This is a genomic window from Bradyrhizobium sediminis (assembly GCF_018736085.1).
GTDB lineage: Bacteria > Pseudomonadota > Alphaproteobacteria > Rhizobiales > Xanthobacteraceae > Bradyrhizobium > Bradyrhizobium sediminis.
In genome coordinates this window covers 3546766-3564303 of record NZ_CP076134.1, presented here as the reverse complement: position 1 = coordinate 3564303, position 17538 = coordinate 3546766, and the positions used below count along the sequence as shown (strand labels likewise).

The following is a 17538-nucleotide window of genomic DNA, read 5'->3' as shown; positions in this document are numbered from 1 at the left end:
ATGACGGCGGTTACTAATGATTATCCCGCGCCACTCCGACCTTGCCGGCGATGTCGTGGTAGCGCGTCGCCAGCTCCATGCAGGCGCCGGTCGACTGCTGGCCGACGGTCGAGCGGTAGATTTCCTGCCACGGCGTCTGGTTGGCCGGATATTTGAACCCGCCGTCGGCCTTGAGCTTGGCATGCCGCTGCTTCACCTCTTCATCCGAAATCAGGATGTTGGCGCTGCCCTTGTTCAGATCGATGCGGACCTTGTCGCCGGTCCTGAGGATCGCGAGCCCGCCATTGGCGGCGGCTTCGGGCGTGGCGTTGAGGATCGAGGGCGAGCCGGAGGTGCCGGACTGGCGGCCGTCGCCGATGCAGGGCAGGGACAGGATGCCGCGCTTGATCAGCGCCGCGGGCGGCTGCATGTTCACGACCTCGGCGCCGCCGGGATAGCCGATCGGACCGGTGCCGCGCACGAACAGGATGCAGTGCTCGTCGATATTGAGCGAAGCGTCGTCGATGCGGTGGTGATAGTCCTCCGGGCCCTCGAACACGATGGCGCGGCCCTCGAAGGCATTCGGGTCCTTCGGGTTGACCAGATAGCGGTCGCGAAATTCCTTGGATATCACGCTGGTCTTCATGATCGCGGAATCGAACAGATTGCCGCGCAGCACCAGGAAGCCGGCGTCCTTCACCAGCGGCTTGTCGTAAGCCCAGATCACGTCGCCATCGGGCTTCGGCGCCTCGCGGCAATTGTCGCCCATGGTGTGGCCGTTGACGGTCATGGCGTCTTCATGGATGCGCTTGTGCGCCATCAATTCGCGCACCACCGAGGGCACGCCGCCGGCGCGGTGATATTCCTCGCCGAGATAGAAGCCGGCCGGCTGCATGTTTACGAGCAGCGGAACGTCGTGGCCGTGTTTCTGCCAGTCGTCGATCGAAAGCTCGACGCCGATATGGCGGGCCAGCGCGTTGATGTGGATCGGCGCGTTGGTCGAGCCGCCGATCGCCGAATTGACGACGATGCAGTTCTCGAACGCCTTGCGGGTCAGGATGTCGGACGGCTTCAGATCCTCCCATACCATCCCGACGATGCGCATGCCGGTCTCGTAGGCGATCTGGCCGCGCTCGCGGTAGGGGGCGGGGATCGCGGCGCAGCCCGGCAGCGACATGCCGAGCGCTTCCGCCAGCGAATTCATGGTGGAGGCGGTGCCCATGGTGTTGCAGTGGCCGACCGACGGCGCCGAGGAGGCCACGATGTTCATGAATTCCTCGTAGTCGATATCCCCCGCGGCAAGCTCCTCGCGCGCTTTCCAGACCACGGTGCCGGAACCGGTGCGCTGGCCTTTATGCCAGCCGTTGAGCATCGGCCCGCCCGACAGCACGATCGCCGGGATATTCACAGTTGCCGCCGCCATCAGGCAGGCGGGGGTGGTCTTGTCGCAGCCGGTGGTCAGCACCACGCCGTCGAGGGGATAGCCGAACAGCACTTCCACCAGGCCGAGATAAGCGAGGTTGCGGTCGAGCGCCGCGGTCGGGCGCTTGCCGGTCTCCTGGATCGGATGCATCGGGAATTCCATGGCGATGCCGCCGGCGGCGCGGATGCCTTCGCGGACCCGATGCGCCAGTTCGAGGTGATGGCGGTTGCACGGCGAAAGGTCGTTGCCGGTCTGCGCGATGCCGATGATCGGCTTGCCGGATTGCAGCTCGTGCCGGGTCAGGCCGTAATTGAGATAGCGCTCGAGGTAGAGCGCGGTCATGCCGGGATTGTGCGGGTTGTTGAACCACTCGCTGGAGCGGAGCTTGCGCCTGGCGACGCCGGTGAGCGGCTTGTTCATTGTTGTTTCCTCCGCGAGTAGCATTCTTGTTATGCAGCCTAACGCGCGGCAGCGGCTCGCACCACGCGTCGAGATGCATCTTTTGCAAAGCCGGCCATTTCCCGGACCGATGTTTCGAAGATTCAACTCTAACGGCGCTGAAAAGATAGCGCTACCATTTTCTTACTGCCACGTTGATTTGATCGAGGACGGTGCTATTCGGCCCTCAAACGCCCCGTGCCGACGAGCTTTCGCGGACCATGAGTTCGAAGCCGAGGTCGACGACCGGCTCCGGTGGGCGATTACCGTCGATCGCGGCCGTCACCATGGTGACGGCGCGCCGGCCCATCTCGTAGCGATTGGTTCTGACGCTGGTGAGCGAGGGGACGGCCGAGGCCATGAACTCCAGGTCGTTGAAGCCGACGATCGCCATGTCTTCGGGGACGGATATATGCCGGCGCTGGCATTCGAACAGCGCGCCGAGCGCGATGTCGTCATTGACGCAGACAATCCCTTCGATGTCGGGCGTCCTCAAGAGCAGGTCGGCGATCAGCGTGCCGCCCAGCGTGACGGTGGTTGGTACGGGAGTGGTAACGATGTTGCGCGGGTCGAACAGCGAGGCCGCCTTCATGGCATCGCGATAGCCTTGCAGCCGGCGTTGCATACGCGGATCCATTTGCGCGCCGAGAAACCCGATGCGCCGAAAGCCTTGCGAAATAAGGTGGGCAACCGCTGCAAAGGCTGCATCATAGTGCGAAAATCCAACCATCATGTCGACCGGGTCCGGTCCGATTTCCATGATCTGCGCGATCGGGCAGTTCATGGCTTCCATGACCGAGCGGGACTCCGGGGTCTGGTCAATGCCGGTCACGATCAATCCGGCCGGCTTCTGCGCCTGGAACAGCCGCAGCAGCTTTTCCTCCTGCAGGATACTGTAGCGGGTATTGGCAAGCTGGATGCTGTAGCGGCTGCCCTCCGAGGCGTCGTAGATGCCGCGCAGCACGTCGGAGAACACGTTGTTGGTGAGGGACGGGATCAGGACACCGATGACTTCGGTGCGCTGCGAAGCAAGCGCACGCGCCGCGAGGTTCGGCACGTATCCCAGTTCCTTCGCCGCGCTCGCCACCCGTTCCCGCTTGCTGACCGACAGCGCTTCCGGGTTCCTGAAAAACCGCGATGCTGTGATCGGGCTCACCCCCGCAAGCTTGGCAACTTCTGTGAGCCGGATTTCGCCAGACTTCGCCCGTTTGCGTTCCATGATGCGCTCATATCACAACAATTCCGGCAATTGAACAAAGATTGACAGCGCTACCACCGGATTGCTAATGATATTTGAATTGCAGACAATGCCCAATCAGGTTCGACTTCCGCGTCGAAGTTGAGAACAGAGCAGCGACGGCTCGCGCCGTACGATGCCGGGAAACATGGAGGGAATTACATGTCGTCGGTGCAGATTCGCGACGTGCGGAAGTCATTTGGCGGCTTTGAGGTCCTGCACGGTGTGACGATCCCGATCGAGGACGGCGCCTTCGTGGTTCTGGTCGGCCCCTCCGGTTGCGGCAAGTCGACCTTGCTGCGGATGCTCGCGGGCCTCGAAAACATCACCTCCGGTACGATTTCGATCGGCGACAAGGTCGTCAACAATGTCCAACCCAAGGAGCGGGACATTGCGATGGTGTTCCAGAACTATGCGCTCTATCCGCATATGACGGTCGCCGACAATATGGGCTTCTCGCTGAAGCTGCGCGGTGCGAATGCGAACGAAATTTCCACCGGCGTCAAGCGCGCCGCGGAAATCCTTGACCTGACGCCGCTGCTCGATCGCTTTCCGCGGCAATTGTCCGGCGGGCAGCGCCAGCGCGTGGCGATGGGCCGCGCCATCGTGCGCGACCCCCAGGTCTTCTTGTTCGACGAGCCCTTGTCCAACCTCGACGCCAAGCTGCGCGTCGCGATGCGCACCGAAATCAAGGAACTGCATCAGCGGCTGAAGACCACGACGGTCTACGTCACCCACGACCAGATCGAGGCCATGACCATGGCCGACAAGATCGTGGTGATGCACGACGGCATCGTGGAGCAGATGGGCACACCGCTTGAGCTCTATGACAAGCCGGACAACCAGTTCGTCGCGGGCTTCATCGGCTCGCCGGCGATGAATTTCCTCAAAGGCAAAGTGAAGTCGAACGGCACCGCCGGGTTCGAGGGGCCAAACGGGGTCAAGCTTCCGCTCGCCTCGGCGCCCGCCAATTCCGAAGGCCGGCCCGCGGTATACGGCATCCGGCCTGAGCACTTCACCATCGCGGACGATGGTGCGGAGGCCGAGATCGTGGTGGTCGAGCCGACCGGCTCGGAAACCCAGGTCTTCGCCAAACTCGGCGGCGAACAGGTCGTCGCCGTGTTCCGCGAGCGGCATCAATTCAATCCGGGCGACAAGATCCGGTTGAAGCCGGATCCAACGCTCGTGCATCTGTTCGACGAGACTACCGGGAAGCGACTGAACGCCTAAAAAACATAATCAAACTCAAAAGGGAGGATCGACTATGCAAGAATTTACCCGCCGCACTTTACTTCAGGGCGGCACCGCGCTTGCCGCGGCCGGCGCACTGACCGGGCCGGCTCTTCTTGATTTTGCCAAGGCCTGGGCGCAGGCGTCGCCATGGAAGCCGGAGAAGGGCGCCAAGCTCACCGTGATGCGCTGGAAGCGCTTCGTGCCGGCCGAGGACGACGCCTTCAACGCCATGGTCGCAGCCTTCAAGGCCGCCACCGGCACCGAGATGAACGTCTTCAGCGAGTCCTTCGAGGACGTGCAGCCGAAGGCTTCCGTTGCCGCCAACACCGGGCAGGGTCTGGATCTCGCCTGGGGCCTGCACACGCTGCCGCAGTTATTTCCGACCAAAGTGCTGAAGATGAACGACGTCGCCGACTATCTCGGCAAGAAGTATGGCGGATGGACCGATGCGGCCGCCGTTACCTGCAAGCAGGGCAACGACTGGCTCGGCATTCCCGTCGCCACCATCGGCGGCTACATGACCTACCGCAAATCGGCCATGGAAAAGGCCGGCTTCAAGGAATTCCCGAAGGACTTCCCGGGCTTCCTCGAATTGTGCAAGGCGCTCAAGAAGAACAACACGCCGGCCGGCATGGCGCTCGGTCACGCCTCGGGCGATGCCAACGGCTGGCTGCACTGGATGCTGTGGGGCCACGGCGCCTACACGGTCGACAAGAACGACAAGGTCATCATCAATTCGCCGGAGACCGTGAAGGCGCTGGAATACACCAAGGCGCTGTCCGACACTTTCATTCCCGGCACCGCGTCGTGGAACGACGGTTCCAACAACAAGGCATTCCTGTCGGGTGAGCTCTATTGCACCGCCAACGGCATCTCGATCTACGTTGCGGCGAAGGACGATCCGACCAAGAAGGAACTTACTGAGGATACCTATCACGCGCTGTATCCGGTCGGGCCGATCGGCAAGCCGACCGAACTGCAACTCACGGTTCCGATCCTGGCGTTCAACTTCACCAAGTATCCGAACGCGGCGAAAGCCTTCGTCGCCTTCATGCTGGAGAAGGAAAGCTACGACAAGTGGCTGTCCGGCGCGCGCGGCTATCTGACCCACACGCTCAACGCCTACGACAACTCGCCGGTCTGGACCGCCGACCCGAAGAACCAGGTATTCAGCCAGGCCAGCAAGCGCTCGCTTCCCGCTTCCGGCATCGGTACGCCCGGCGAGAAGGCGGCAACCGCGATCGCCGACTTCCTGGTGGTCGACATGTTCGCCAACTACTGCACCGGCCGCGAGACCGCCAAGGGCGCGATCGCAATTGCCGAACGGCAGTTGAAGCGCATTTATCGTTGAACAAAATCGGCGGGCTGCAGGCAGCCTGCAGCCCGCCGATCAACGACGTTGCGCGAAATTCGACCGCCCGCATCGGTGAAGACGGCATCGCTAATACCAAGGGATTTCGGCAATGGCTGACATCGCACTCGAACCCAGGACCGGCAGGCGGCCGATTCGTGAGGCCACCACGTGGGACCAGATCAGGGCCAATCGCAACTGGCTCGGCTTCTGGTTCATGCTGCCGGCGATGGCATTCCTGATCCTGTTCCTGGCTTATCCGCTGGGTTTGGGGGTCTGGATTTCGTTTACGGATGCGCGCATCGGGCGGCCCGGCGTGTTCATCGGCATGGAAAACTACGAATGGCTGTGGGGCGATTCGATCTTCTGGTTGTCGGTGTTCAACACGCTGCTCTACACGACGGTCGCCAGCGCCATAAAATTTGCGATCGGTCTCTATCTGGCGCTGCTGTTGAATGAGAACATGCCGTTCAAGGCGATGCTCCGCGCTTTGGTGCTGATCCCCTTCATCGTACCCACCGTGTTGTCGGCGCTGGCTTTCTGGTGGATCTTCGATTCGCAATTCTCGATCATTTCCTGGTCGCTGAAGCAGATGGGATTGATCACCGACAACATCAATTTCCTCGGCGATGTTGCCTGGGCGCGGGCATGCGTGATTTTCGCCAACATCTGGCGCGGCGTCCCCTTCGTTGCGATCACGCTGCTGGCGGGCCTGCAGACGGTGTCGCCATCGCTCTACGAAGCCGCGACGCTCGATGGTGCGACCAGCTGGCAGCGATTCCGGTTCATCACCTATCCGCTGCTGACGCCGATCATCGCGGTCGTCATGACGTTCTCGGTTCTGTTTACCTTCACCGACTTCCAGCTGATCTGGGCGATGACGCGCGGTGGGCCGGTCAACGCGACCCATCTGATGGCGACGCTGTCCTATCAGCGTGCGATCATCGGCGGCGTGCTCGGCGAGGGCGCTGCGATATCGAATGCGATGATTCCGTTCCTGCTCGCGGCGATCATGATCTCATGGTTCGGACTGCAGCGGCGTAAGTGGCAGCAGGGAGAGAGCAATGACTGAGATTCCCACCCTGCCGGTCGACGTCAAGGCTGTACTCACCGCTACCTCGCCGACGGTCGCGAGAGACGATCACAGCGAGGGCATGAGCTATCTGGAGTCGCTGCCGCGCCGGATGGTTACGCTTTATCTGCCGTTGTCGCTCATCGTGATCGTCCTGCTGTTCCCGTTTTACTGGATGGCGCTTACTGCCATCAAACCCGACGACCAGTTGCTCGATCTAAACACCTTCAATCCGTTCTGGACCTGGAATCCGACGTTCAAGCACATCTACAAGCTGCTGTTCGAGAGCTACTACCCGCTGTGGCTATGGAACACGATGTATGTGGCGATCTGCTCGACGATCCTGTCGATCCTGGCCTCCGTGCTCGCGGCCTATGCCATCGTGCGGTTGCGCTATCGCGGCGCGCAATGGGTCGGCGGGCTGATCTTCCTGTCCTATCTGGTGCCGCCGTCGATCCTGTTCATTCCGCTCGCGACCGTTGTGTATCAGTACGGCCTGTTCGACACGCCGTTCGCGCTGATCCTGACCTATCCCACCATCCTGATTCCGTTCTCGACCTGGCTATTGATGGGCTATTTCAAGACCATCCCGTTCGAGCTGGAGGAATGCGCGCTGATCGATGGCGCCAGCCGCTGGCAGATACTGACCAAGATCGTGCTGCCGCTGGCGATTCCGGGGCTGATTTCGGCGTTCATCTTCTGCTTCACGCTGTGCTGGAACGAGTTCATTTACGCGCTGACTTTCCTCACCTCGGTTCAGAACAAGACGGTGCCGGTCGCCATCGTCAACGAGTTCGTCGATGGCGACGTCTATCGCTGGGGATCGCTGATGGCGGGCGCGCTGGTGGGGTCGCTGCCGCTGGTCATCCTCTACGCGTTCTTCGTCGAGCACTACGTGTCGGCGATGACCGGAGCCGTCAAAGAGTGAGCCTGCAGGCCCGCATCAGATAAGTTTTCAAGAAAAAGGAGTTGGGCTTTGCACATTCTGGTTCTGGGCGCCGCCGGCATGGTCGGCCGCAAGCTGACCGAGCGGCTGTTGCGCGACGGCCGGCTCGGCAACCGCGAAATCTCGCGGATGACGCTGCACGATGTCGTGGCTCCGACCAAGCCCGCTGACGCGGCAATCCCCATCACCGTCGTCACCAGCGACTTCGCCGATCCCGGCACCGCCGCGCCGCTGGTGGCGCATCGCCCCGACGTGATCTTCCATCTCGCGGCGATCGTCTCCGGCGAGGCCGAGCTCGATTTCGACAAGGGCTATCGCATCAACCTCGACGGCACCCGGATGCTGTTCGACGCCATCAGGCTGGTCGGCGGCGGCTACAAGCCGCGCGTCGTCTTCACCTCGTCGATCGCGGTGTTCGGCGCGCCGTTCCCCGATGCGATCGGCGACGAGTTCTTCCATACGCCGCTGTTGAGCTACGGCACCCAGAAGGCGATCGACGAGCTCTTGCTGGCGGATTATTCGCGCCGCGGCTTCATGGACGGCATCGGCATCCGGCTGCCGACCATCTGCATCCGTCCCGGCCTGCCCAACAAGGCGGCTTCCGGTTTCTTCTCCAACATCCTGCGCGAACCGCTGGCCGGCAAGGAAGCGGTGTTGCCGGTGTCGGAGGAGGTCCGTCACTGGCACGCTTCGCCGCGCTCGGCCGTGGGCTTTTTGATTCACGCGGCGACCATGGATAGCGCGGCGGCCGGTGCGCGCCGCAACCTCACCATGCCCGGCCTTACGGCCACCGTCGGCGAACAGATCGCGGCGCTGAAGCGGGTGGCGGGCGACAAGGTCGCTGCCCGGATCAAGCGCGAACCCGACCCGTTCATCATGGGTATCGTCGACGGCTGGCCGCGCAATTTCGAGGCCAAGCGCGCCCGCGAGCTCGGCTTCACGACCGCCGAAAAGACCTTCGACGACATCATCAAAATTCACATCGAGGACGAACTCGGCGGCAAGTTCGTGGCCTGAATCTGAGGATGCGGTCATGACGGGGGTGGCCAGCATCGGCGAGTGCATGATCGAGCTGAAGCAGGCCCAGTACGGCCTGTATTCGCGCGGCTATGGCGGCGATACCCTGAACACCTCAGTCTATCTCGCCCGCCTCGGCGTCGACGTCGATTACATCACCGCGCTCGGTGACGATTCCCTCAGCGACGAGATGATCGCGGGCTGGGCCGCGGAGGGCGTTGGAACGAAGCGGGTGATGCGGTTGCCCGGCAAGCTGCCGGGAATTTATCTGATCGAAACCGACGAATTGGGCGAACGCCGGTTCTTCCACTGGCGCGAAAACGCGGCGGCGCGCCGCCTGCTGGACTTGCCCGAGACCGGCGACATCCTGAATTCGCTCGCAAGCTATGATCTCGTCTATCTCTCGGCGATCACGCTGTCACTTTACAGCGCGGACGGGCGAGGGCGGTTGTTCGCGGCGCTTCGAGCCGCACGCGAGCGCGGCACGCGCGTGGCGTTCGATACCAATTTTCGCGTGCGCGGCTGGCCGGATCTGGAGATCGCGCGCGCCGTCTATCGCGACGCCTTTGCGGTTGCCGATATTGCGCTGGCCTCGACCGAGGATTTGCTGCCGCTATTTGCAGGCGAAAGCAATGAGGGCCTGATGGCGCGCATCTTAAGTCCCGAGGTGGTATTGAAGTTGTCCAAACCCGCAAGCATCGTGCGTTTCGAGGGCGCGTCGCATGAGGTGACGGCCGAACCCGTCGCCGCGCCGGTCGTCGACACCACGGCGGCGGGAGACAGTTTTGCGGCGGCTTATCTCGCGGCGCGGCTGCGAGGAGCTGATCCGATCGAAGCCGCACGCGCCGGGCACCTTCTGGCCGGTATCGTCGTCTGTCATCCCGGCGCGATCATTCCAGGTTCGGCGATGCCGGCGACGATGAGTTCGACACGAGCACACAAGGGATCTGCATGAGCGTTCGTCGGGAAAAATTCGCCGCTCTGTTGAAGTCGGCCGTGGTGATCCCCGTCCTGACCATCGAGCGGCTCGGGGACGCGGTGCCGCTCGCCAAGGCGCTGGTCGCGGGCGGCGTGCGGGTACTGGAAGTCACCTTGCGCACGCCGGTGGCGATCGAAGCCGCCAAGGCGATCATGGCCAACGTGCCGGAGGCCGTGGTCGGGATCGGCACCATCCTCAACGCCGATGACCTTTCGCGCGCCGAATCGCTCGGCGCCAGCTTCGGCATCAGCCCCGGCGTCACGCCGGATCTCCTGAAGGCTGCTTCGGTGAGCACCTTGCCGCTGGCGCCGGGGATCGCCACCGCCTCCGAACTGATGCTGGCGCTGGCCCATGGCTTCAATCTCGTAAAATTCTTCCCGGCCGAACAGTCGGGCGGCATCAAGGCGCTTCGCGCCCTGGCCGGGCCTTTTCCGGAGGTGAGGTTTTGCCCGACCGGCGGCATCGGCGAGGCCAACGCCGCGGCCTGGCTGGCCGAGCCCAATGTGGTCGCGGTGGGCGGTTCCTGGCTATGTCCGGCTGCAGATGTCAGGTCCGGCAACTGGGCCGGCATAACCGCCATGTGCAATCGGGCGATGAAATTATTGAAACCGGCGTGAAGTCTTCCTGCCGATAGGCTACAACGCCTCCCGAGCAATTCAGGGAGAACGACCATGACAGCCAGCATCGTCGGATGGGCGCACACGCCGTTCGGCAAATTCGATACCGAGACCGTCGAAAGCCTCGTGGTGAAGGTCGCGACCGAGGCGATGGCGGATGCCGGGATTACGGCCGCCGACGTCGACGAAATCGTGCTCGGCCATTTCAACGCCGGCTTCTCGCCGCAGGACTTTACCGCATCCCTGGTGCTGCAGGCCGACCCCGCCTTGCGGTTCAAGCCGGCGACGCGCGTCGAGAACGCCTGCGCCACCGGTTCGGCTGCGGTGCATCAGGGCATCCGGGCGATCGCCGCGGGCGCGGCCAAGATCGTGCTGGTGGTCGGCGTCGAGCAGATGACGCGGACGCCGCCGACCGAAATCGGCCGTAACCTGTTGCGCGCCTCCTATCTGCCCGAAGACGGCGATACCCCCGGCGGCTTCGCCGGCGTGTTCGGCAAGATCGCGCAGGCCTATTTCCAGAAATATGGCGACCAGTCCGATGCGCTGGCGATGATCGCCGCCAAAAACCACAAGAACGGCGTCGCCAATCCCTATGCGCAGATGCGCAAGGATTTCGGCTACGAATTCTGCCGCTCCGAGAGCGAGAAGAACCCGTTCGTCGCGGGCCCCTTGAAGCGCACCGACTGCTCGCTGGTGTCGGACGGCGCGGCCGCGCTGGTGCTGACGGACGCGGAGACCGCCAAGACCATGGGCAAGGCGGTCAACATCCGCGCTACCGCGCATGCCCAGGATTTCCTGCCGATGTCCAAGCGCGACATTCTGCAGTTCGAAGGCTGCACCGTGGCCTGGCAGCGCGCGCTGCAATCGGCCGGCGTGCAGCTGTCCGATCTGTCCTTTGTCGAAACCCACGACTGCTTCACCGTCGCCGAGCTGATCGAGTATGAGGCGATGGGCCTGACGCCGCGCGGGCAGGGCGCCCGCGCCATCAAGGAAGGCTGGACCCAGAAGGACGGCAAGCTGCCGGTCAATCCGTCCGGCGGGTTGAAGGCCAAGGGCCATCCGATCGGCGCCACCGGCGTTTCCATGCATGTGATGACCGCGATGCAGCTCGTTGGCCAGGCGCCCGAGGGCATGCAGATCAAGAATGCAAAGCTCGCGGGCATCTTCAACATGGGCGGCGCCGCAGTCGCGAACTACGTCTCGCTGCTGGAGCCCGCGAAGTAGGCCTAAGCGATGAACATTGCCGAATGGCTGGCGGCGACCGCGCGTCTCCGCCCGCATTCGCCGGCGCTGTTGACCGGCTTCGATCTCGATGCGGACTATGCCACCTTCGCGCGGCGTGCGGCGGCCGTCGGCGCTGCGCTGTCGCGCGATTACGGCATCGCGCCCGGCGATCGCGTCGGCCTGTTCGCGACCAACTGCACGCAATATCTGGAGTGCTTGTATGGCATCTTCTGGATCGGCGCGGTCGCGATCCCGATCAACGCCAAGCTGCACGGCCGCGAGGCGGCATGGATCTGCAGCGATGGCGGCGCCAAGCTGACCTTCGTCTCCGACGATACGATCGAGGCTTTGGCCGAAGCCGGGAGCGATCTGCCCGCCGCAATGATGACGCTGTCGATGGACAGCGAGGCCTACCGCAAACTGCGTGATGGCGAGGGGACGCCGGCGCCGGTTCCGCGCGAGGTCAACGATCTCGCCTGGCTGTTCTATACCTCGGGCACGACCGGCCGGCCCAAGGGCGTGATGATCAGCCATGGCAATCTGGTGGCGATGTCGCTGTGCTATCTCGCCGATGTCGATCATGCGACCCCTGATGACGCCTCGCTCTACGCCGCGCCGATTTCGCACGGCGCGGGGATGTATCATTTCCCCCATGTTCGCATCGGCGGCCGGCATGTCGTCCCGGAATCGAAAGGCTTCGATCCGGATGAAGTGCTCAATCTCGGCCGGCAGCTCGACAACGTCGTGATGTTCGCCGCCCCCACCATGGTGCGGCGGCTGGTCGATGCCGCCAAGCGCCGCGGCGAGAACGGCGAGGGCATCCGAACCATCATCTATGGCGGCGGGCCGATGTATCTCGCCGATATCCGCGACGCCATCGCCACCATGGGTCAGCGCTTCGTGCAGATTTACGGCCAGGGCGAGTCGCCGATGACGATCACCGCGCTCAGCCGCGAATGGCACGAGCGTACCGACCATCCGCGCTATCTCGAGCGCCTCGCTTCCGTCGGGCACGCGCAGAGCGTGATGCAGGTCCGCATCACCGGCGCCGACGGCCAGCCGCTGCCATCGGGCGAAACCGGCGAGGTCGAGGCCAAGGGCACCGCGGTGATGCTCGGTTACTGGAACAACCCGAAAGCCAATGCGGAGACGCTGAAGGACGGCTGGCTGCGCACCGGCGACGTCGGACGGCTGGACGAAGGCGGCTTCCTGACGCTGTCGGATCGCTCCAAGGACGTGATCATCTCCGGCGGCACCAACATCTATCCGCGCGAGGTCGAGGAGGCGCTGCTGACACATCCCGATGTGCGCGAGGTCTCGGCGATCGGCGTGCCCGATCCCGACTGGGGCGAAATCGTCGTCGCCTGCGTGGTGCTGGAAGACGGCGCCAGGCCCGACGACGCCAAGCTCGACGCTCATTGCCTTGCCTCGATCGCGCGCTTCAAGCGGCCGAAGCGCTACGTCTATCTCGATGCCCTGCCGAAGAACAATTACGGCAAGGTGCTGAAGACCGAGCTGCGGGCGATGATGAAGAAGTAGGTTGTCGTCGTCCCCGCGGACGCGGGGACCCATCAACCACCGGCTTTAGTTGGTGTGAGGCAACTAACCCCAGCGCAAATTAGCGACTTCACGGAGTATGGGTCCCGGCTCGCGCTTCGCTTGGCCGGGACGACGTAGATGGGTGCCTCCACGCATACGCCCATACCCGCCACGCCCTTGATCTTGCCTGCGCGCTGCCGTTACTAGGCCCGAGCAACAAAAACCGCGGCGAAAACCGCCGCATCGGGAGCAAATAACGCCATGGGACCGCTCGAGGGCATCAAGGTCATCGACATGACGACCGTGCTGATGGGGCCCTATGCCACCCAGATGCTCGGCGACTACGGCGCCGACGTCATCAAGATCGAGGCGCTCGAGGGCGACGTGACGCGGCAGATCGGGCCGACCCGGCATCCCGGCATGGGGCCGGTGTTCCTCAACACCAATCGCAGCAAGCGCAGCCTCTGCCTCGACCTCAAGCAGCCGGCGGGACGCGACGCGGTGCTGCGGCTGATCAAGACCGCCGACGTGCTGGTCTACAACGTCCGCCCGCAGGCGATGGCGCGACTGCAACTCGGCTACGACGTGGTCTCAGAACTCAACCCGCGGCTGATCTATGCCGGCGTGTTCGGCTTCGGCCAGGACGGTCCCTATGCCGCCAAGCCCGCTTATGACGACCTGATCCAGGGCGGCTCGGCGCTGGCGCATCTGATGGCGGTCGGCGGCGACGACACGCCGCGTTATGTTCCGAATGCTCTGGTCGACCGCATTGTGGGCTTGACCGCCGTCGGCGCGATCTGCGCCAGCCTGGTGCATCGCGACCGCACCGGGCGCGGCCAGCGCGTCGATATTCCGATGTTCGAGACCATGGCGGGTTTCGTCATGGGCGATCACATGGGCGGGCTCACCTACGAGCCGCCGCTCGACAGAGGCGGCTATGCGCGGCACCTGTCGCGCGACCGGAGGCCGTACAAGACTTCCGACGGCTATATCTGCGTGATCGTCTACAACGACAAGCAGTGGAACGCCTTCTTCGACGCGACCGGCCGCGACGATCTGCGCCAGAATCCGAAATTCGCCACCTTCGCCGGCCGTGCCGCCAATATCGACACTGTTTATGCCGAGCTGGCGCGGATTTTCGAGACGCGAACCACCGCCGAATGGACGGAGCTCCTGGTCAAAGCCGATGTGCCCGTGATGCCGATGCACAATCTCGAGAGCATTTTGCAGGACCCGCATCTGGTCGCGACCAATTTCTTTCCCGTCGTCGATCATCCGACCGAAGGCCGGATCCGCAACATGAAGGTGTCGGCGACCTGGTCGGACACCGCGGCGGAGCCGGCGCGGCTGGCGCCGCGTCTCAACGAACACGGCGAGGAAATTCTTCGCGAGGCGGGCTTCTTCGCCGGCGAGATCGCTACATTGGTGCGCGACGGCGTCACCAGAACGACGCCCGGCGCCAAGAAGGATTGAGACCATGGATTTCGCACTGTCCGCCAACCAGGAATCGATCCGCGACGCCGTCGGCAAGATATGCGCACGCTTCGACGACGCCTACTGGCTGAAGAAGGACAAGGAGGGCGGCTACCCCGCCGACTTCCACAAGGCGCTGGCCGATGCCGGCTGGCTCGGCATCTGCATCCCCGAGGAATATGGCGGCTCGGGTCTCGGCATCACCGACGCTGCGATCATGATGCGGACGATTTCGGAATCCGGCGCCGGCATGTCCGGCGCCTCCGCCGTGCATATGAACGTGTTCGGGCTCAATCCGGTGGTGGTGTTCGGCGCCAAGGAGCAGTGCCAGCGCATGCTGCCGCCGATCGTCGACGGCCGTGACAAATCCTGCTTCGCCGTCACCGAGCCGAATACCGGGCTGAACACCACGCAGTTGAAGACGCGCGCGGTGCGGCAGGGCGACAAGTACGTCGTCAACGGCCAGAAGGTCTGGATCTCCACCGCGCAGGTTGCCAACAAGATATTGTTGCTGGCTCGCACCACGCCGCTGGAAGAGGTGAAGAACCCGACCCACGGTCTGAGCCTGTTCTACACCGATTTCGACAAGAAGCGCGTCGCCGTGCACGAGATCGAGAAGATGGGCCGCAAGCCCGTCGACTCCAACGAACTGTTCTTCGAGAATTTCGAGATCCCGGTCGAGGACCGTCTCGGCGAGGAAGGCCGCGGCTTCGAATATATCCTGCACGGCATGAATCCGGAGCGCATCCTGATCGCCGCCGAAGCGGTGGGCCTGGGCAAGGTGGCGCTGGCGCGCGCCGCCGCCTACGGCAAGAGCCGGATCGTGTTCAACCGCCCGATCGGCATGAACCAGGGGATCCAGCATCCGCTCGCCAGGAACTGGATGGAGCTGGAAGCGGCGTGGCTGATGGTGATGTCGGCTGGCTGGCAATACGACCAGGGCCTGCCGTGCGGCCCGGCGGCCAATGCCGCCAAATACCTCGCCGCCGAAGCCGGCTTCCACGCCTGCGAGCAGGCGGTCATGACCCACGGCGGCTTCGGCTATGCCAAGGAATTCCATGTCGAGCGTTATTTGCGCGAATCCCTGATCCCGCGCATCGCCCCGATCAGCCCGCAGCTCATTCTCAGCTTCATCGCCGAGAAGGTGCTGGGCCTGCCCAAATCGTATTGAGATGAAGTCGTATTGAGATGATGGAGATGACTCGGAATTTTCCACCGTCATTCCGGGGCGCATCGAAGATGCGAACTACGATGTGCAATTGCACATCGGAGAATCTCGAGATTCCGGGTCTGCGCTAAGTAGCGCATCCCGGAATGACGAGGATAGAGCACGAAGTCGTAAGTCCATGAGCTTCATCACCGGCGTCGGACTGACCGCGTACGGCAGGCATGAGGGCTCATCCTCGCTCGACCTCATGAGCAAGGCGGCGCAGCTGGCGATTACCGATGCGGGGCTGCGGCGCAGCGAGATCGACGGCATTCTCTGCGGCTACTCCACGGTCGCCCCGCACATCATGCTTGCAACCGTGTTCGCAGAGCATTTCGGCATCAAGCCGTCTTACGCTCACGCCGTGCAAGTTGGCGGCGCCACCGGGCTCGCCATGACGATGCTGGCGCATCAGCTGGTCGAGGCCGGCGTAGTCAGGCACGTGCTGGTCGTGTCGGGCGAGAACCGGCTGACCGGGCAGAGCCGCGACGCGTCGATTCTGGCGCTGGCGCAGGTCGGGCATCCCGAATACGAGGTGCCGCTGGGGCCGACCATCCCGGCCTATTACGGCCTCGTCGCCTCGCGCTACATGCACGAATACGGCGTGACCGAGGGCGACCTTGCCGAATTCGCGGTGCTGATGCGCAAGCATGCGCTGACCCATCCCGGCGCGCAATTTCATGATCCGATCACGGTCGCGGACGTGATGGCCTCGAAGCCGGTGGCGATGCCGCTGAAACTGCTGGATTGCTGCCCGGTGTCGGATGGCGGCGCGGCCTTCGTGGTCAGCCGTGAACCGACCAGCGGGATCGGCGTGCGGGTGAGGGGCTGCGCGCAGGCGCATACCCATCAGCATGTCACGGCAGCGCCCGCCTTGAGCGAACTCGGCGCCGAGATTGCGATTGCAAAGGCAAAACAGGCCGCCGGCGTCGCGATATCGGATGTGCGCTACGCCGCGGTCTACGACAGTTTTACGATCACGCTGGCGATGCTGCTGGAGGACCTCGGCCTGGCCAAGCGCGGTGAGGCGGCGGCGCGGGTGCGCTCCGGGCATTTCAGCCAAGACGGCGCGGTGCCGCTCAATACCCATGGCGGTCTGCTCAGCTACGGCCATTGCGGCGTCGGCGGCGCGATGGCGCATCTGGTCGAAACCCACCTGCAGATGACGGGGCGAGCCGGCAATCGCCAGGTGCGCGATGCCTCGATGGCGCTGCTGCACGGCGACGGCGGCGTGCTGTCGTCGCATGTCAGCATGTTCCTGGAGCGGGTGCGATGAGCGACAAACTCGCCGACTGGACCACGGGCGCCGAAGCGATCGTCTATCAGGCCTGTGCGGCCTGCGGGAATCTGCAATACTTTCGCCGCAGCTTCTGCTGCGCCTGCGGCGCGCCGGACCCGGCGGAGAAAGCCGCGAGCGGCGAGGGGACGGTCTACGCAACCTCGCTGGTGTGTCGCGCCGCCACGCCGGAGACCCGCGCGCATGTGCCTTACAACATCGTGCTGGTCGATACCGCGGAGGGCTTTCGCATGATGGCCCACGGCGACAATGATCTCGCCATCGGCGACAAGGTCACCGCGCGGTTCGCGCCGTTTGCCGGGCGCCTGGTTCCGTATTTCGAGAAGGCGAAGTGAGTTGCTTGCCTTCACCCAAAAGGGTGAATCCGTCACCACCCGTAAAAGATGAAGCTGGCGATGACGAGCATGGCCGTCACCGCCAGCATTTGCGCGAACGCTTCCGAGGCCGCCCTTTTGCTGGCTTCCTTCATGCCGATCTCCCTGGACTTGGGCACCCTAGACTTGGGC

General features: G+C 63.6%; 15 protein-coding genes. 13 read left to right on the top strand and 2 right to left on the bottom strand.

Translation table 11 applies throughout. From position 1 onward, the window contains the following. Nucleotides 1-13: 13 nt before the first annotated feature. Both KMZ29_RS17275 and gntR read right to left on the bottom strand, forming a co-directional pair. Complete coding sequence (locus KMZ29_RS17275) at nt 14-1822, bottom strand: IlvD/Edd family dehydratase (protein ID WP_215620357.1); 1809 nt, start codon at nt 1820-1822, stop codon at nt 14-16. 205 nt (nt 1823-2027) lie between these two features. After that, nucleotides 2028-3059, bottom strand: a complete 1032-nt coding sequence (gene gntR / locus KMZ29_RS17270; protein WP_215620356.1) for an HTH-type transcriptional regulator GntR — start codon at nt 3057-3059, stop codon at nt 2028-2030. A gap of 180 nt (nt 3060-3239) precedes the next feature. Here gntR and KMZ29_RS17265 point away from each other — a divergent pair, with 180 nt between their 5' ends. The 13 genes from KMZ29_RS17265 to KMZ29_RS17205 all read left to right on the top strand — a co-directional run bounded on the left by KMZ29_RS17265 (nt 3240) and on the right by KMZ29_RS17205 (nt 17367). Then, complete coding sequence (locus KMZ29_RS17265; RefSeq protein ID WP_215615828.1) at nt 3240-4307, top strand: ABC transporter ATP-binding protein; 1068 nt, start codon at nt 3240-3242, stop codon at nt 4305-4307. Between the two features lie 34 nt (nt 4308-4341). Next, on the top strand, nt 4342-5661 hold the full coding sequence (locus tag KMZ29_RS17260; protein ID WP_215620355.1) for an ABC transporter substrate-binding protein: 1320 nt from the start codon (nt 4342-4344) through the stop codon (nt 5659-5661). A gap of 112 nt (nt 5662-5773) precedes the next feature. Beyond that, nucleotides 5774-6733: a carbohydrate ABC transporter permease gene (locus KMZ29_RS17255; RefSeq protein ID WP_215620354.1), complete on the top strand. Its 960-nt coding sequence runs from the start codon at nt 5774-5776 to the stop codon at nt 6731-6733. Next, nucleotides 6726-7661 carry a carbohydrate ABC transporter permease gene (locus KMZ29_RS17250; protein WP_215615831.1) on the top strand — a complete coding sequence of 312 codons (936 nt, stop codon included), beginning with the start codon at nt 6726-6728 and terminating at the stop codon, nt 7659-7661. The genes KMZ29_RS17255 and KMZ29_RS17250 overlap by 8 nt, the downstream gene beginning before the upstream one ends. Before the next feature lie 48 nt (nt 7662-7709). Further along, the gene (gene denD, locus KMZ29_RS17245; RefSeq protein WP_215620353.1) at nt 7710-8696 is read left to right on the top strand and encodes a D-erythronate dehydrogenase; all 987 of its coding nucleotides are present in this window, start codon (nt 7710-7712) and stop codon (nt 8694-8696) included. A 16-nt stretch (nt 8697-8712) separates the two neighbouring features. Then, nucleotides 8713-9651, top strand: coding sequence for a sugar kinase (locus KMZ29_RS17240; protein ID WP_215620352.1), 939 nt, complete (start codon nt 8713-8715; stop codon nt 9649-9651). Further along, entirely contained in the window at nt 9642-10292 is a 651-nt protein-coding gene (eda, locus tag KMZ29_RS17235) for a bifunctional 4-hydroxy-2-oxoglutarate aldolase/2-dehydro-3-deoxy-phosphogluconate aldolase (RefSeq protein ID WP_369810136.1), read from the top strand. Before KMZ29_RS17240 ends, eda begins: the two co-directional genes overlap by 10 nt. A gap of 54 nt (nt 10293-10346) precedes the next feature. Next, nucleotides 10347-11516: an acetyl-CoA acetyltransferase gene (locus tag KMZ29_RS17230; RefSeq protein WP_215620350.1), complete on the top strand. Its 1170-nt coding sequence runs from the start codon at nt 10347-10349 to the stop codon at nt 11514-11516. Between the two features lie 9 nt (nt 11517-11525). Continuing rightward, the gene (locus KMZ29_RS17225) at nt 11526-13055 is read left to right on the top strand and encodes an AMP-binding protein (protein ID WP_215620349.1); all 1530 of its coding nucleotides are present in this window, start codon (nt 11526-11528) and stop codon (nt 13053-13055) included. Nucleotides 13056-13316: 261 nt separating this feature from the next. Continuing rightward, nucleotides 13317-14528, top strand: coding sequence for a CaiB/BaiF CoA transferase family protein (locus KMZ29_RS17220; protein ID WP_215620348.1), 1212 nt, complete (start codon nt 13317-13319; stop codon nt 14526-14528). Between the two features lie 4 nt (nt 14529-14532). After that, entirely contained in the window at nt 14533-15699 is a 1167-nt protein-coding gene (locus KMZ29_RS17215) for an acyl-CoA dehydrogenase family protein (RefSeq protein WP_215620347.1), read from the top strand. Nucleotides 15700-15874: 175 nt separating this feature from the next. Further along, nucleotides 15875-17011 carry a thiolase family protein gene (locus tag KMZ29_RS17210; RefSeq protein WP_215620346.1) on the top strand — a complete coding sequence of 379 codons (1137 nt, stop codon included), beginning with the start codon at nt 15875-15877 and terminating at the stop codon, nt 17009-17011. Further along, nucleotides 17008-17367: a Zn-ribbon domain-containing OB-fold protein gene (locus KMZ29_RS17205; RefSeq protein WP_215620345.1), complete on the top strand. Its 360-nt coding sequence runs from the start codon at nt 17008-17010 to the stop codon at nt 17365-17367. Before KMZ29_RS17210 ends, KMZ29_RS17205 begins: the two co-directional genes overlap by 4 nt. Nucleotides 17368-17538: the final 171 nt, after the last annotated feature.

Bases quoted from the DNA above. Each gene is read 5' to 3' on its own strand.
- KMZ29_RS17275 (WP_215620357.1), bottom strand. From the start codon at position 1,822: ATGAACAAGCCGCTCACCGGCGTCGCCAGGCGCAAGCTCCGCTCCAGC.
- gntR (WP_215620356.1), bottom strand. From the start codon at position 3,059: ATGGAACGCAAACGGGCGAAGTCTGGCGAAATCCGGCTCACAGAAGTT.
- KMZ29_RS17265 (WP_215615828.1), top strand. From the start codon at position 3,240: ATGTCGTCGGTGCAGATTCGCGACGTGCGGAAGTCATTTGGCGGCTTT.
- KMZ29_RS17260 (WP_215620355.1), top strand. From the start codon at position 4,342: ATGCAAGAATTTACCCGCCGCACTTTACTTCAGGGCGGCACCGCGCTT.
- KMZ29_RS17255 (WP_215620354.1), top strand. From the start codon at position 5,774: ATGGCTGACATCGCACTCGAACCCAGGACCGGCAGGCGGCCGATTCGT.
- KMZ29_RS17250 (WP_215615831.1), top strand. From the start codon at position 6,726: ATGACTGAGATTCCCACCCTGCCGGTCGACGTCAAGGCTGTACTCACC.
- KMZ29_RS17240 (WP_215620352.1), top strand. From the start codon at position 8,713: ATGACGGGGGTGGCCAGCATCGGCGAGTGCATGATCGAGCTGAAGCAG.
- KMZ29_RS17230 (WP_215620350.1), top strand. From the start codon at position 10,347: ATGACAGCCAGCATCGTCGGATGGGCGCACACGCCGTTCGGCAAATTC.
- KMZ29_RS17225 (WP_215620349.1), top strand. From the start codon at position 11,526: ATGAACATTGCCGAATGGCTGGCGGCGACCGCGCGTCTCCGCCCGCAT.
- KMZ29_RS17220 (WP_215620348.1), top strand. From the start codon at position 13,317: ATGGGACCGCTCGAGGGCATCAAGGTCATCGACATGACGACCGTGCTG.
- KMZ29_RS17215 (WP_215620347.1), top strand. From the start codon at position 14,533: ATGGATTTCGCACTGTCCGCCAACCAGGAATCGATCCGCGACGCCGTC.
- KMZ29_RS17210 (WP_215620346.1), top strand. From the start codon at position 15,875: ATGAGCTTCATCACCGGCGTCGGACTGACCGCGTACGGCAGGCATGAG.
- KMZ29_RS17205 (WP_215620345.1), top strand. From the start codon at position 17,008: ATGAGCGACAAACTCGCCGACTGGACCACGGGCGCCGAAGCGATCGTC.